General features: G+C 70.6%; 17 protein-coding genes. 7 read left to right on the top strand and 10 right to left on the bottom strand.

Annotated features, from left to right (window positions below):
• Positions 1 to 141 precede the first annotated feature (141 nt).
• A complete protein-coding gene (locus ACT4N7_RS25340) occupies positions 142 to 1020 on the bottom strand; it encodes a DUF4394 domain-containing protein (protein ID WP_444831351.1) in 879 nt (292 codons plus the stop codon).
• Between the two features lie 153 nt (positions 1021 to 1173).
• Between ACT4N7_RS25340 and ACT4N7_RS25335 the strand changes: the two genes are divergently transcribed.
• A complete protein-coding gene (locus tag ACT4N7_RS25335; RefSeq protein WP_444831350.1) occupies positions 1174 to 1740 on the top strand; it encodes a sigma-70 family RNA polymerase sigma factor in 567 nt (188 codons plus the stop codon).
• Positions 1737 to 2408, top strand: coding sequence for an anti-sigma factor family protein (locus tag ACT4N7_RS25330; RefSeq protein WP_444831349.1), 672 nt, complete (start codon positions 1737 to 1739; stop codon positions 2406 to 2408). Before ACT4N7_RS25335 ends, ACT4N7_RS25330 begins: the two co-directional genes overlap by 4 nt.
• 25 nt (positions 2409 to 2433) lie before the next feature.
• Here the strand turns inward: ACT4N7_RS25330 and ACT4N7_RS25325 are convergent, their stop codons facing one another.
• Together ACT4N7_RS25325 and ACT4N7_RS25320 are read right to left on the bottom strand one after the other, a co-directional pair.
• Positions 2434 to 2931 (bottom strand): methylated-DNA--[protein]-cysteine S-methyltransferase, encoded by a 498-nt coding sequence (locus tag ACT4N7_RS25325; RefSeq protein WP_444831348.1) that lies wholly within the window; start codon positions 2929 to 2931, stop codon positions 2434 to 2436.
• Between the two features lie 9 nt (positions 2932 to 2940).
• Entirely contained in the window at positions 2941 to 4356 is a 1416-nt protein-coding gene (locus ACT4N7_RS25320; RefSeq protein WP_444831347.1) for a DNA-3-methyladenine glycosylase 2 family protein, read from the bottom strand.
• Between the two features lie 122 nt (positions 4357 to 4478).
• Here ACT4N7_RS25320 and ACT4N7_RS25315 point away from each other — a divergent pair, with 122 nt between their 5' ends.
• Entirely contained in the window at positions 4479 to 5312 is an 834-nt protein-coding gene (locus ACT4N7_RS25315) for an isocitrate lyase/PEP mutase family protein (protein WP_444831346.1), read from the top strand.
• 114 nt (positions 5313 to 5426) lie between these two features.
• Positions 5427 to 5642, top strand: a complete 216-nt coding sequence (locus tag ACT4N7_RS25310) for an antitoxin (RefSeq protein ID WP_444831345.1) — start codon at positions 5427 to 5429, stop codon at positions 5640 to 5642.
• A gap of 57 nt (positions 5643 to 5699) precedes the next feature.
• On the opposite strand, the gene ACT4N7_RS25305 is transcribed toward ACT4N7_RS25310, so the two are convergent.
• From ACT4N7_RS25305 to ACT4N7_RS25285, 5 genes are all read right to left on the bottom strand, one after another.
• Positions 5700 to 7340 carry an ABC-F family ATP-binding cassette domain-containing protein gene (locus tag ACT4N7_RS25305; protein ID WP_444831344.1) on the bottom strand — a complete coding sequence of 547 codons (1641 nt, stop codon included), beginning with the start codon at positions 7338 to 7340 and terminating at the stop codon, positions 5700 to 5702.
• The gene (locus ACT4N7_RS25300; protein WP_444831343.1) at positions 7337 to 8224 is read right to left on the bottom strand and encodes an alpha/beta hydrolase; all 888 of its coding nucleotides are present in this window, start codon (positions 8222 to 8224) and stop codon (positions 7337 to 7339) included. Before ACT4N7_RS25300 ends, ACT4N7_RS25305 begins: the two co-directional genes overlap by 4 nt.
• 25 nt (positions 8225 to 8249) lie before the next feature.
• The gene (locus tag ACT4N7_RS25295) at positions 8250 to 8489 is read right to left on the bottom strand and encodes a hypothetical protein (protein WP_444831342.1); all 240 of its coding nucleotides are present in this window, start codon (positions 8487 to 8489) and stop codon (positions 8250 to 8252) included.
• 253 nt (positions 8490 to 8742) lie between these two features.
• Positions 8743 to 8991: a hypothetical protein gene (locus tag ACT4N7_RS25290; RefSeq protein WP_444831341.1), complete on the bottom strand. Its 249-nt coding sequence runs from the start codon at positions 8989 to 8991 to the stop codon at positions 8743 to 8745.
• Entirely contained in the window at positions 8988 to 9251 is a 264-nt protein-coding gene (locus ACT4N7_RS25285) for a hypothetical protein (RefSeq protein ID WP_444831340.1), read from the bottom strand. Before ACT4N7_RS25285 ends, ACT4N7_RS25290 begins: the two co-directional genes overlap by 4 nt.
• Positions 9252 to 9432: 181 nt before the next feature.
• Between ACT4N7_RS25285 and ACT4N7_RS25280 the strand changes: the two genes are divergently transcribed.
• From ACT4N7_RS25280 to ACT4N7_RS25270, 3 genes are read left to right on the top strand one after another with little or no spacing between them, the layout of a single operon-like run.
• A complete protein-coding gene (locus ACT4N7_RS25280; RefSeq protein WP_444831339.1) occupies positions 9433 to 10344 on the top strand; it encodes a helix-turn-helix domain-containing protein in 912 nt (303 codons plus the stop codon).
• Entirely contained in the window at positions 10319 to 10522 is a 204-nt protein-coding gene (locus ACT4N7_RS25275; protein ID WP_444831338.1) for a DUF397 domain-containing protein, read from the top strand. The genes ACT4N7_RS25280 and ACT4N7_RS25275 overlap by 26 nt, the downstream gene beginning before the upstream one ends.
• The gene (locus ACT4N7_RS25270) at positions 10512 to 10688 is read left to right on the top strand and encodes a DUF397 domain-containing protein (protein WP_444831337.1); all 177 of its coding nucleotides are present in this window, start codon (positions 10512 to 10514) and stop codon (positions 10686 to 10688) included. The genes ACT4N7_RS25275 and ACT4N7_RS25270 overlap by 11 nt, the downstream gene beginning before the upstream one ends.
• Before the next feature lie 92 nt (positions 10689 to 10780).
• On the opposite strand, the gene hisS is transcribed toward ACT4N7_RS25270, so the two are convergent.
• A complete protein-coding gene (gene hisS, locus ACT4N7_RS25265; RefSeq protein ID WP_444831336.1) occupies positions 10781 to 12085 on the bottom strand; it encodes a histidine--tRNA ligase in 1305 nt (434 codons plus the stop codon).
• 133 nt (positions 12086 to 12218) lie between these two features.
• Complete coding sequence (locus tag ACT4N7_RS25260) at positions 12219 to 13436, bottom strand: cysteine desulfurase-like protein (RefSeq protein WP_444831335.1); 1218 nt, start codon at positions 13434 to 13436, stop codon at positions 12219 to 12221.
• Between the last annotated feature and the right edge of the window lie 60 nt (positions 13437 to 13496).

Genomic DNA, 13496 nt, shown 5'->3' with positions numbered 1-13496 from the left:
ACCACCGCTGCCTCCACCACAGCCTAAGCGCCCGCACCGCCCGCGGGGGCCTCGACACCCGGGGCCATTTGCACGGCTACGGCGTCGAACGAATTTGACCGGCGGCCGGGTGGCCCGTGGTCCGGGCCACCCGGCGCGCACTCAGCCGACGAACGCGACCCCGACCGGCCTGCTCAGCAGCAGCGAGATGACGTGCGCCCGGCCGGTGGACAGGTCCACCTTGGCCAGCACGGACAGGCCGAGGAAGCCGTCCAACTGCAGAGCCGCGACGGCCTTGTAGTCGGCCGGGTTGAACGGGCCCGCGGGCGCGGCACCCTTGATGTCGAAGCCGTTCACCGCGGTGACGGGCAGACCGAGCCTGCCCACGGTGAACAACTGGCCGGTGTTCGGCCCGACGATCGGGGTGACGCCGGGCGCGGTGCCCTGGGTGACCAGGGTGTCGCGACCCGCGTCGAGGTCGTAGAGCAGCGTGCTGGTCGCGCCCGCGACACTGTTGGTGTAGCCCGCGGCGCCGACCTTCGGGGTCTTGCCCGCGGCCGAGTCGGTCGGGGCGTAGCTCAGGGCGGTGTCGGCCGCGGCGAGGGCGCCGGTGTCGGGCACGAGCCGGAAGTTCTGGCCCGCGTCGGTGACGACCCGGATGCGGTCGACGGTCGGGTTGAAATCGAACCCGATCGCCTTGCCGGTCAGCGCGACCGGGGCGCCGACGGCGGTGGCGTTCCCCGAGCCCGCGTCCAGGGTGTAGAGCTGGCCCTTGGCGGACAGCGCGTAGAGGGCACCGTTCGCCGGGCGGACGTCGATGCCGATCAGCTTGTCGTGCCTGGCGACGCCCCGGACCCGGACCGACGACTTGGGCAGCAGCGGGAACGCCGTGTCGTGCCTGCTCAGCGTGCCGTTCGAGCTGAGGATCAGCAGGTCTCCCCCGGAGTTGCCGTGCCGCGTCCCGGCGGTGGCGGTGCCCGCGCTGAGCATCGTGGCCGCGAGTGCGGCCCCGACCACGATCGCGGTTGTCGCTTTGCGCATGTTTGCTCCCTGTTCGCTGGCGTGCTTGCGTCTCTGCATTCGCAGCGCGGGCCGCGCGCGTTCACCCGGAACCGAAATCGGATTGGTTCGGCCCAGCGGTGAACGCGGGCGGGGTCGGCTCCGAATACACCACAACGGTCGTAAGGGGGACTCGTGAGTGGCTTGACGCGACGGGGTCGGACCCGGCGCAGAGCGGGGGAACCCGATCTGGCCTCCGACCAGGCGCTCCGCGCCGCGTATCGGGCGCACGGGCCCGAGCTGTACCGGTTCGCGCTGCGCCAGTTGCATGACGAGGGCAACGCGCAGGACGTGGTGCAGGAGGTGTTCCTGCGGGCGTGGCGCTCGGCGGACCGGTACGACCCGGAGGTGGCGAGCCTGCGGGTGTGGCTGTTCGCGATCGCGCGGCACGTGATCGTCGACGAGATCCGGCGCAGCACGGCCCGGCCCGCGCGGGTGTTCGGGCTGGCGGTGGAGGAGACCAGGGATGTCGCCGACAGCGGGTTCGACGAGCAGAAGATGACGGCGTGGCTCATCGAGGAGGCGCTGACCAGGATCAGCCCGGAGCATCGCAGTGCGCTGGTGGAGACATACTTTCGCGGGCGTCCGCACGCGGAGGTGGCCGCCGAGCAGGGCGTGCCGACCGGGACGCTGCGCAGCAGGCTGTTCTACGGGCTGAAGTCACTCAGGGTGGTCATGGAGGAGATGGGGGTGGAGCCGTGAACGACAGCGCCCATCGGGGCCTGCGCGAGATGCTCGGCGCGTACGCGCTCGACCAGCTCGACCAGCACGAACGGCTCGCCATCGACGCGCACCTCGCCGGGTGCCCGGCCTGCCGGGCGGAGCTGCGCGAGATCACCCCCGTGGCCGAGAGCCTGCGCCTGGTCGACCTCGACCGGCTCAGCCCGACCGCGCCCGCCCCACCCCCCGACCTGGGCGACGCGGTGCTCGCGCGCATCCAGGCCGAACGCGGACGGCAGCGCAGGCAGCTCCCGCGGTGGGCGGCGCCCGCGGCCGCCGCCGTGGTGGCGATCGCGCTCGGCGCGGGGATCGGCTGGTGGGTCCACCCGGACTCGCCCGAGCAGCCGCGGGTGCCGCTGGAGGCGGTGGCCGTGCGCGGGCCGGACACCCGGATCAACGCCAGCGCCCAACTCGTGCCGCACACGTGGGGCGTGGAGATCAAGCTGACCGCGACCGGCTTCGAGACCGGCGAGCCCTACCGCGTCGTGGTCACCGATGCCGCCGGCCGCAAGGTCCCGGCGGGCGAATTCCTCGGCACGGGGCCGAAAGAGATGAAGTGCAACCTCAACAGCTCGGTGCTGCGCGGCCAGGCCAACGGGTTCGAGGTGACCGACTCCTCCGGCGCGCTTGTGCTGGCGTCGGACTTCTGACCCGCCTGCTGCCGACTGGCCCGCGTCACAGCAGGGGAAGCGGCAGGAGACTGGCTCGCTTCTCGAAGTCGAGCAAGTACCGTTTGCGATCCACGCCGCCCCCGTAACCGGTGAGGTCGCCGGTCGAACCGACCACCCGGTGACACGGGACCACCACACTGATCGGGTTCTTCCCGTTGGCCAGACCGACCGCCCGCGCCGCCGTGGGCTTGCCGATCCGCTCGGCCAGCTCACCGTAGGAAACCGTTTCGCCATAAGGGATATCGCACAGCGCCTGCCACACCGTCCGCTGAAACTCCGTCCCGACGAACACGATCGGCAGATCGAACTCGGTCAGCGTGCCCGCGAAGTACGCCGACAACTGCTCCCCAACAGCACCGAAAGCGCCCGCGTCAGGCGTGCCGAAGGTGTCCGGGACGGGGCGGTGCCGCTGCCGGTCCAGGTAGAGCCCGGCGAGGACGCCGTCGGCCGCGACCAGCGTGAGTGGACCAAGTGGACTGTCCACAATGGTATGAGTGCGCACGGTTCTCCTTCATCTCGACGGATCGCCCCAGAGGTACTGCATGGCGTAGGCGCGCCACGGGCGCCACGCGGCGGCGTGTGCGGTGAGACCGGCCGACAGCACCGGAAGGCCGAGGTCACGGGCGGCCGCGCGGACACCCGGGTCGCCGGGGATGAACGCGTCCGGGTCGCCGAGGGCGCGCATGGCGATGGTCTCCACGGTCGCCGCGCCGATGCCGGGCAGCGCGGCCAGCCGGGCGCGGGCGAGGTCGCGGTCAGCACCCACCCCGACATCCACCGTGCCCGCGACCAGGGCGTTGACCAGCACGAACAGCACGTCGCGGCGGCGGGCGGGCAGGGCCAGGTCTGCCGGGTCGATGGCGGCGAGGGCCGCGGGCGTGGGAAACAGGTGGGTGAGGCCGCCCGCCGGGTCGCGCGCGGGCTCGCCGTACGCGGCGACCAGCCGGGCGGCCTGCGGCCCGAGCACGGCGCGCACCGCGAGTTCGGCGCCGTCGACCGTGCGGGGGACGCGGCGGCCGGGGTCCTTGCGGACGTACGGCGCCAGCGCGGGGTCGGCGGCGAGCAGGTCGTCCACCGCGACCGGGTCCGCGTCGAGGTCGAGCAGGCGGCGGCAGCGGCTGATGGCGCGGGACAGGTCGCGCAGGTCGGCGAGGGCGAGGTGGCAGGCGATGTGCCCGCCCGCCGGGCGCAGGGTGACGACGCCGTGCCCGTGCGGCAGCCGCAGCGTGCGCCGATACGCGCCGTCGCGCCATTCCTCGACGCCGGGCACGGCGGCGGCCGCGAGGTGACCGAACAACGCGTCCGCGCACAGCGGCTCCCGATACGGCAGGCGCAGCGAGATCACGCCCGCGCGGGCCGCCTGTTTGCCCGCGCGGCCGCGCAGCTCGGTGGGCGCGGTCGCGAAGACCTCCCTGACGGTGTCGTTGAACGTGCGGATGCTGCCGAACCCCGCCGCGGTGGCGACGTCGCTCATCGACAGCGCGGTGGTCTCGATGAGCAGCCGCGCGGTCTGCGCGCGCTGGGCCCGGGCGAGCGCCAGCGGCCCCGCGCCGAACTCCGCGAGCAGTTGCCGCTCCACCTGGCGCACGCTGTAGCCCAGCCGCGCGGCGAGGCCGGGCACACCCGCGCGGTCGACCACGCCGTCGGCGATCATCCGCATGGCGCGCGCGGCGAGGTCGGCGCGCTCGTTCCACTGCGGCGAGCCGGGGCTGGCGTCCGGGCGGCATCGCTTGCAGGCGCGGTAACCGGCCTGCTGCGCGGCGGCGGCGCTCGGGTAGAACGCCATGTTCTCCGCCTTGGGCGGACGCGCCGGACAGCTCGGCCGACAGTAGATCCGGGTGGTGCGGACCGCGGTGTAGAACCAGCCGTCGAACCGGGAGTCCCGGGACCGCACGGCCCGCACGCAGCGGTCGAAGTCGTCGTACACCCGACCAGGATGGCGCCTCGGCCGGGCGCCCGGCTAGCGGGAATGCGACGTGAGTCTCCCGCGCGACGATGGTGTCGCGATCCCGCCAGCCGGTGTCGGTGGCTGCTGGTTCACTGGCGGCCATGACGATCCCCCAGCAGGAACGGGCCGAACGGTTTCACGCGCTGCACACCGGCGGCGAGGTGTTGGCGCTGGCCAACGCCTGGGACGTGGCCAGCGCGCTGGTCTCCGTCGAGGCCGGTGTCCGCGCGGTGGCCACCACGAGCGCGGGCGTCGCGTGGAGCCTGGGCGCCGCTGACGGCGACTCGCTCGACCGGGCGCTCGCCATCGACTTCATCGCCCGCGTGGTGTCCGCCGTGGACGTACCGGTGACCGCCGACATCGAACGCGGCTTCGGCGCGACCCCGGACGACGTCGCCGAGACGGTCCGGGGCGTGCTCGCCGCGGGTGCGGTGGGCGTGAACATCGAGGACGGATTCGCCACCGACGCCAGTCCCTTGCGGGACACGGCCGACCAGGCGCGGCGGCTGGCCGCGGCCCGCGCGGCGGCCGACGACGCGGGGATCTCCCTCTACCTCAACGCCCGCGTCGACACCTATCTGGCCAGGGTCGGCGATCGCGAGTTCCGGCTGCGGGAGACCGTGCGGCGCGCCGAGGCCTACCTGGCGGCCGGGGCGTCCGGGATCTTCGTGCCCGGCATCGCCCACCTCGACACGATCAAGGCGCTGGCCGCGGCGATCCCGGCACCGCTGAACATCATGGTCGGCCCCGGGGTACCCAGCGTCGCCGAACTCGCCGGGGTCGGCGTGGCCCGCGCGAGCCTGGGCGCCGCGGTCGCGGAAGCGGCCTACGGGCTCGCCCGGCGGGCCACCCGGGAACTGCTCGCGTCCGGCACCTACGAGTCGGTCGCCGACGGGATGACCTGGCCCGAACTCAACGCGCTGTTCACCAGGTAGCTCGACTGTCCATTGTAGACATTTCACGCTGCCGGACCACGGTCCGGCGCGTAGCTTGGGAACCTTCAGGAGTACCGGAGACGTTGAAGGGCTGACCGGAAGGAAGGATGCGCCATGCCATTGCTCAAGAAGCTGACCGTGCTGGCGGGAGCCGCCGCGGCGGCACAGAAGTACGCGAAGAAGAACCCGGAGAAGGTCAACCAGCTCGCGACGAAGGCCGGGAAGTTCGTCGACCAGCAGACCAAGGGCAAATACCACAGCCAGATCGACGGCGCGCTGCGCAAGGTCCGCACCGCGACCGACCGGCGCACGCCACCGGCCGCCCGCTGACGCTCCCGCTCGTCGGAACGTGGTGCCCTTGGGAATCGCCCGAGGGCACCACCGCGTTCAGGGCTGCTCGGACACCCGGCCGTCGGCGACGTCGAACCGGCGGGTCGTGTGCACCGCGTCGAGCATCCGCCGGTCGTGGGTGACCAGCAGCAGCGTGCCGGGGTAGGTCGCGAGCGCCGCCTCCAGTTGCTCGATCGCGGGCAGGTCGAGGTGGTTCGTCGGCTCGTCGAGCACCAGCAGGTTCACCCCGCGGGCCTGCAACAGTGCCAGCGCGGCGCGGGTCCGCTCGCCGGGCGACAGGGTCGCGGCCGGGCGCAGCACGTGCTCGGCCCGCAGCGCGAACTTCGCCAGCAGGGTCCGCACCTCGGCGGTCGGCCAGTCCGGCACCTCGCGGCCGAAGGCATCGAGGAGCTGGTCGTCGCCGAGGAACAGCGCGCGAGCCTGGTCGACCTCGCCCACCAGCACCCCGGGGCCGAGGTAGACCTGCCCGGCGACCAGCTCGGTGCGGCCGAGCAGGGCGGCCAGCAGCGTCGACTTCCCCGCGCCGTTGGCCCCGGTGATGGCGACCCGGTCAGCCCAGCCGATCTCCAGGGTGACCGGGCCGAGGGTGAACCCGCCGCGCCGCACGACGGCGTCGCGCAGGGCAGCCACCACGGCGCCGGTGCGGGGCGCGACGGCGATCTCCATCCGCAGGTCCCACTCCTTGCGGGGCTCCTCCACCACGTCCAGCCGCTCGATGAGGCGCTCGGTCTGCCGGGCCTTCGCGGCCTGCTTCTCGGTCGCCTCGGCGCGGTGCTTGCGGCCGATCTTGTCGTTGTCCGTGGCCTTGCGCCGGGCGTTGCGCACGCCCTTCTCCATCCACGAGCGCTGGGTGCGCGCCCTGGCCTGCAAGGCCGACTTGGTGTCGGCGAACTCGTCGTACTGTTCGCGCGCGTGCCTGCGCGCGACCTCGCGTTCCTCCAGGTAGGCCGCGTAACCGCCGCCGTACTCGCGGACCTGCTGCTGGGCGAAGTCCAACTCCAGGACGCTGGTGACAGTCCTGGTCAGGAACTCGCGGTCGTGGCTGACCACCACGGTGCCCGCGCGCAGGCCGGACACGAACGCCTCCAGCCGGGCCAGGCCGTCGAGGTCGAGGTCGTTGGTGGGCTCGTCGAGCAGAAACACGTCGTAGCGGCTGAGCAGCAGCGAAGCCATACCCGCGCGGGCGGCCTGGCCACCGGACAGCGACACCATCTCCTGGTCGAGGCGCACCCCCAGGCCCAGATCGGCCACCGCCTCGGCGGCGCGCTCGTCCAGGTCGGCGCCGCCGAGCGCGAGCCAGCGCTCCAGCGCGTGGGCGTACTCGTCGTCTGCGCCGGGTCCGCCCGCGGCCAGCGCCTCGGCGGCGGTGTCCATGTCGTGCTGCGCGGCGGCGACCCCGGTGCGCCGGGCGAGGAACGCTCGCACGGACTCACCGGGCCTGCGGTCGGGCTCCTGCGGCAGGTAGCCGACGGTGGCGGCCGCCGGGTTGAGCCGGACCTCGCCCTCCTCGGCGGGCAGCAGCCCGGCCAGCGTGCGCAGCAACGTGGACTTGCCCGCCCCGTTGACCCCGACCAGGCCGATGACGTCGCCGGGGGCCACGACGAGGTCGAGGCCGGTGAACAGGGCGCGGTCACCGTGCCCCGCGGCCAACGCCTTGGCGACCAGAGTGGCTGTCATGTCAGTTCGGCGCGAAGTGTGGCGGCGACCTGGGCGACGGCCTGCCGAGCCGCGTCGTAGACGGCGAGCTTGCGGAAGAAGCCGTGCACCTGGCCCTGGTAGCGGACCGCGACGGCGGGCACGCCGACCTCGGCGAGCGCCCGCGCGTACGCCTCGCCCTCCGCGCGCAGGATGTCGTACTCGGCGGTGATCACCAGCGTCGGCGGCAGGCCACGGTGGTCGGCGGCGGGCAGCGCGAGGTCCGGGTGGGCGCGGTCGATCCCCTCGGGCGCGAACGCGTCCCAGAAGAAGGCCATGTCCGGCTGCCTCAGGCCGGGGCTGTCCAGGTCGGGCCAGCGCGCGGCCGGGTCGATGACCGGGTACACGAGGACCTGGCTGGTGAAGGGCTTGCCGTGGTCGCGCCAGCGACGGGCCGCGCCCGCCGCGAGGAGGCCGCCCGCGGAGTCGCCGACGACCGCCATCCGGCCGGGGTCGAGGCCGTACTCCAGCGCGGCCGGGCCGTGCAGCCACCCGACGACCCGGTCGACGTCCTCGACCGCCGCCGGGAACGGGTGTTCCGGGGCGAGCCGGTAGTCGACGGCGACGACGGCCGCGCCGGACAGGGCGGCGAGATAGCGGCAGACGCCGTCGTGGGAGTCCAGATCGCCCTGCACCCAACCGCCGCCGTGCAGGTAGACCGCGACCGGCGACACCGCGCGCTCGCCAGGCAGGTAGAGCCGGACCCGCACCCCGTCGGCGTCCACATCGGACACGAACGCGACCTCGGTGCCCGGCCCGGCCTCGGCGGCGGCGTTCGCGGCGTAGCCCGCCCGCGACGCGGCCAGGGTATCCAGGCTCATCGGGCCCGCGGGCGGCATCGCGCGCGCCTGGGGATGCAGCGTCACGCGACCTCCGCTCGTCGGCCGCGTCTCAATACCGCGGCGGCACCACGTCAATGATGTCCGACCGCGCGATCCAGCCGGGGACCGGCCCGGAGTCGTCGTCGAGCGCGCGGATCGGCAGCCGCAGGATGTCCAGGATCGGGTGCGGCTCGGGCTCGCCCGCGACCACGCCGATGCCGATGAAGCGGGCCCGGCCCGCGCGCAGGTCCCACATGGAGAAGGTGACGATCCAGCCGGGCGCGGGCCAGGTCGTGATAGTGCTGCGCATGTCCCCCCACACCCCCGTTGGGGCCCGCCCCCGGCGCGGCCCTTGTCGCGCCCATAGTCACACAGTCCGCCCGCAAATTCACCCGAATGTTGTAACGAATGAACCTTTTGGGGGAAGTTCTCCTCTTAACGTCGCACCAACACTGCGCCGAACCAGGCGACTCCGGCGGTTCCCGGGTCAGCGGCATGGTGACCCGCCAACGCGACAAACGCAGGAACGGCCCGTCCGGGCGGGCCGTTCCTCGCGACTTCGGTCAGGCCGCCGGACACGTGACCGCAGGCAAGTCGGCCGTTGGGTCGTCGGGCATCGGGATGGCCAGCAGCGTGCTCGCCAGCCGCACGAACCGTTCCAGCGCCAGCCGTTCGAACAACACGACCACACCGTCCGGCGGGTTGCCCAACATGACTTGGACGTCCATGTCACCCGTGAACTCGGCCCGCATCCGGCAGGTTTCGGGGACATCGAGCCACACGGACACCTGCGGTGCCTCGTTTATGATCATGTCGAGGGCTCCAGTTCACCGCGCACCACGGCCGCGCGTTCGGCTTCCTCCTGCTCGTAGATGGCGTCCATCTCGGCCACGGCCTTGCTGCTGAGCTGGGCGAACGAGCGCAGCGCCGCCACGTCGAAGGCGAGCTCGAATCCATCTCTGCTGCTCTCGCCGAGCATGACGTGTACGGCGTCGCTGCCGCTCACGCTGAACTTCATCGGGCAGCCTTCGCTGATGTCCACCCAGGTGCCGATGACCAGATTGCCGTACATGGCGCCCCTCCTCCCGTTAGTCCAACCCTGTCGGGCCTGGTAAATTGCTTCCTTGCGAACTTGCCCAGTATTTGACAATGGGTCAAGACCGCACAACCGACTTGCGTACGCGCATCGGGTGGTATCTGCGCGCAACTCGGTGACGCTATGCTGTTACCGGCCGACAAACCATGGAGAGACGATGGCTCGAACACCGAAGGCACGAGCACTCGGTGCGGCACTGCGGCAGGCCCGCGAGGAGAAACACCTGGTCTTGCGCGAGGTGGCGGCGGCGATCAGTCGGGACATCGGGGTGCTCTCCCGCTGGGAAACGGGCGACCGGACACCAAAACCGGAGCAGGTCGCCCAAATCCTCACCAAGCTGGACATCGATGGTGACCGCTACGACGAAATCATGACCCTCGCCTACGGCACCAACGAGTCCCAGTGGGTCGCGACGACACTGCCAGAACAGCGGCAGCAAATGGCCGCCTACGTTGATTGGGAGCAAAAAGCCAGCCGCATCGTCGAAATAGCCCCATTGTTGATTCCTGGATTGCTGCAAACCAGTGAGTACATCCAGGCTATTATGACCGCCGCAGGCGTCCCATCCGGGGAGATAGCGTCACGAGTAACCTCCCGGATCGGCCGACGGGAAGTTATCAACAGGAAGAACCCGGCGGACTTGCTGGTCCTGCTCGGCCGAGCCGCGCTTAACCAGGACATCGGCGGCAAAGTCGCCACGATCGAGCAGCTTCAGCACCTCCTGGAAATGGCCGCTCGGCCGAACGTCGAATTGCGTGTCGTTCCTGAGCATTGCGGCTGGCATCCTGGACTGGAAGGCGAGTTCGTGCTCATTGAATCCAGTCGAGCCACCGCCATGCAGAACGCGGTGATGGCCAAGCGCACACCGGCGAGCAAGTCGTCCATCGTCTTCGTCGGCACCCGGCGATCGGTCCTCATGCTGCACGAGGACGGCGACGTGGACGCCTACAAACGAGCGATCGACAAGATCCAGAAAGTATCCCTACGACCGGATGCTTCGGTCAATGTCATCGCCGAACTGCACAATCGAATGGAGAAGTACCGTGGCACTCCAATACACCTGGCGTAAGTCAGGCCGCAGCGCCAACAACGCGAACTGCGTCGAACTGCGCAACACGCTCGACCACCTGCGGGACTCAAAAAACACCACCGGACCGACACTGCGCGGGAACATCCAGGCATTGACGCACGCCATCCAAACAGGCCAATTCGACCGGCTGAACACGGAGCAGCACAGTGGCACCTGAATACACCTGGCGGAAGTCAGGCCGCAGCGAAAACAACGCGAACTGCGTCGAGCTACGCAATACGCTCGACCATGCGCGGGACTCGAAGAACGCCACCGGGCCGGCATTGCGGACGAACGTGCGGGAACTGATGCGCGCCATCCAAGCGGGCCGGTTTGACCGCTGAACAGGACAGCACCCCTGTACATTGTTGACGTACAGGGGTGTTCACCTCGGATGGCGTGCGGCCGCCGATCGGGCACAGTCGGCGGAACCTTCTTACTTTCCGTGCGTGTCGCGCATTTCAGCCACAGCCGGGCCGACGCGATCGATCTCTAGGTTCCGTTGGTCTCCGGTGGCCAAGTCGCGAACGATGACCTGGCCGTCGTTGACCTCGTCTGGTCCGACAATCACGACGGCGAAGGCCCCGGACTTCACCGCGCGCTGAATCTCTTTGCCCAGTTTCCGCAGGTCAAGCGGGGTGGTCGCGCGGACGCCCGCAGCGCGGGTCGATCGGGCAACCCGGCGTGCCACACCGAACAGTTCTTCCGCCAGTGGGATGACCACCACGTCGACATCGCTGCGCGGTTCGGGGGTCAGCCCATGCGTGTCGAGGAAGTCGAACAACGTGACGTCACCCATGCCGAACCCGAAGCCGGGGATGCGCTGCGCCGAGTACAGGCCGACCAGGTTCTCATAGCGGCCCCCGCCGAACAGCGACCGACGGTTGTCCGGGTGCTGGTCGAAGACCTCGAACACCGTCGAGGTGTAATAGTCGAAACCACGGACAATCAACGGGTCATAGGTGATCAGTTCGCTGGCCGCGCTGTCGCGCAAGACTTCGACCAGACGAGACTGGGCCTTCGCTTCATCGGGAATCTCGTCAAGCACGGCGGTGCCGGCCGCAAGAACCTCGCCGAGCCGCGCGAACTGCTTGTCGGACACACCGATCTCGGCCGCGTCTTCGGCGAGTTTGTCCGCGCCGTACTTCTCCCAGCGGTCAACCAAGCCGGACACGGCGCGGACCTGCTCGGCCGGAACGCCGACAACGTCGGTGAGCATCGAGTCCAGCAACACCCGGTCGTTGACGCGCAGCACCCACATGTCCGGCGTCGCGCCGAGACCGGCCATCATGTCGTGGATCAACTCGAAGAACTCGATCTCGGCAGCCGCGCTGTCCGATCCGAACACGTCGACGTTGACCTGCCAGTGCTCGCGAACCCGGCCGCGCTGCGGACGCTCGTACCGGTGACAGTTCGGGTGGCTGTACCACCGGACCGGAAACTGGAGGCTGCCCGCGTTTCCCGCGATGATCCTGGCCACCGATGGCGTCATCTCCGGCCGCAGCGCCAAGCGTCGCCCACCACGGTCAGTCATCGTGTAGAGCTGCTGCTCCACGATCTCCCGCGACGACTTGGCCTCGTACATCTCGACCGGTTCAAGGATCGGCCCGTCATAGCGTCCGTAACCGTAACGCTCGATCACCTCGTAGAGCGCATGGAACACCTGCGTCCGCACGGACATCTCAGCGGGCAGGAAATCGCGCGTTCCCCGGTACGGAGCCGTCGGCAGGAAGTTCGACACCGCCACAGCGTAACGACGTGGTAGCGGAACAGTGGCAAGTGGGGCGCTGAACAGCAGCGATCTCCCATCACGGTCCACGGCACACGGCCGCATGTCGGCGCAGGGACCTGGGCACGAACCCAACTCCTTGGCGTCAGGAGTCCTTGACGATGTCGGCGACGCCTGCCACCAATCGGTCCACATCGGACTCGTCGGTGTAGGGCGCGATGCCCGCGCGGACCGCGCCCGCGTCACCGAGACCCAGCCATCGGGCGCATTCCAAGGCGTAGAAGTGGCTTGCGGGCGCGTTGACGCCCACCAGTGCCAACCGCTCGTACACCGCGCTTGGCGCCAGACCGTCCACAGTGAACAGTACGGTCGGCGTGCGGCTGCGGTCGGGCGAGCCGTGCAGCAGTACGCCGGGTAGTGCGCGCAGGCCGTCTTCCATGCGGTCGCGCAGGGTGACCTCGTGCGTTTCCAAGGCAGTCATCGACCGCGCCAGCCGCTCGCGTCGGGTGCCCGGACCGGGGACGAGTCCGGCCAGGAACTCCACCGCCGCCGTGGTTCCGGCGAGCGACTCGTACGGCAGGGTGCCCAGCTCGAACCGTTCGGGCACGCAATCCCTGGAGGGCAACAGTTTGTCCGGCCGCAGCCGCTCCAACAGGGCCGGGGCGGCGGCGAGCGCACCGAGGTGCGGGCCGAGGAACTTGTACGGGGAGCAGGCGAAGAAGTCGGCGCCGAGCGCGGTGATGTCGACCGGGGAGTGCGGTGTCAAGTGGACACCGTCGACGTAGACCAGGGCGCCTGCGGCGTGCGCGGCCTCGGCGATCGCGAGCACGTCCGGGCGGGTGCCGAGCAGGTTCGACGCGGCGGTGACCGCGACCAGCCGCGTGCGCGGCGACAACAGCCCGGCGACGGCTGCCACCGGCAGTTCGCCGGTCTCCCGGTCGAAATCGGCCCACCGCACGACCACCCCGCGCGTCTCGGCGGCCTGCACCCACGGCCGGATGTTCGCGTCGTGGTCGAGCCGGGTGACCACGACCTCATCACCCGGCATCCACTCCTTCGCCAGTGTGCGGGCGAAATCGTAGGTGAGCTGGGTCATGCTGCGGCCGAACACGATGCCGACCTGCTCGGCGCCGAGCAGGTCGGCCATGGCCCGGCGGGCCTCGACCACCACGGCGTCGGCGCGCCGCTCCGCCGGGGTGACCGTGCCGCGGTTGGACACGGCGGCGCGCAGCGTGGCGGCGACGGCGTCGGCCACCGTGTCCGGCACCTGGGAACCGCCCGGGCCGTCGAAGTGCGCGGCACCCTCGGCCAGCGCCGGGAAACACGCGCGAACGGCGGCGACATCGTAACTAGTTGCGATCACGCCGGCAGCCTAGAGCGCGGCCCCGAATCCGGGAACACGTCGATACCCTGTGCCCGCATG

The organism is Actinokineospora sp. (assembly GCF_052390155.1).
Taxonomy (GTDB): domain Bacteria; phylum Actinomycetota; class Actinomycetes; order Mycobacteriales; family Pseudonocardiaceae; genus Actinokineospora.
Note: the sequence above shows the minus strand (reverse complement) of the source record. Positions and strands in the feature narration are given on the sequence as shown.

Coding starts and splice junctions, on each gene's coding strand:
- ACT4N7_RS25290 (WP_444831341.1), bottom strand. CDS start 8,991: ATGATCATAAACGAGGCACCGCAGGTGTCCGTGTGGCTCGATGTCCCC.
- ACT4N7_RS25305 (WP_444831344.1), bottom strand. CDS start 7,340: ATGACAGCCACTCTGGTCGCCAAGGCGTTGGCCGCGGGGCACGGTGAC.
- ACT4N7_RS25285 (WP_444831340.1), bottom strand. CDS start 9,251: ATGTACGGCAATCTGGTCATCGGCACCTGGGTGGACATCAGCGAAGGC.
- ACT4N7_RS25280 (WP_444831339.1), top strand. CDS start 9,433: ATGGCTCGAACACCGAAGGCACGAGCACTCGGTGCGGCACTGCGGCAG.
- ACT4N7_RS25315 (WP_444831346.1), top strand. CDS start 4,479: ATGACGATCCCCCAGCAGGAACGGGCCGAACGGTTTCACGCGCTGCAC.
- ACT4N7_RS25295 (WP_444831342.1), bottom strand. CDS start 8,489: ATGCGCAGCACTATCACGACCTGGCCCGCGCCCGGCTGGATCGTCACC.
- ACT4N7_RS25310 (WP_444831345.1), top strand. CDS start 5,427: ATGCCATTGCTCAAGAAGCTGACCGTGCTGGCGGGAGCCGCCGCGGCG.
- ACT4N7_RS25340 (WP_444831351.1), bottom strand. CDS start 1,020: ATGCGCAAAGCGACAACCGCGATCGTGGTCGGGGCCGCACTCGCGGCC.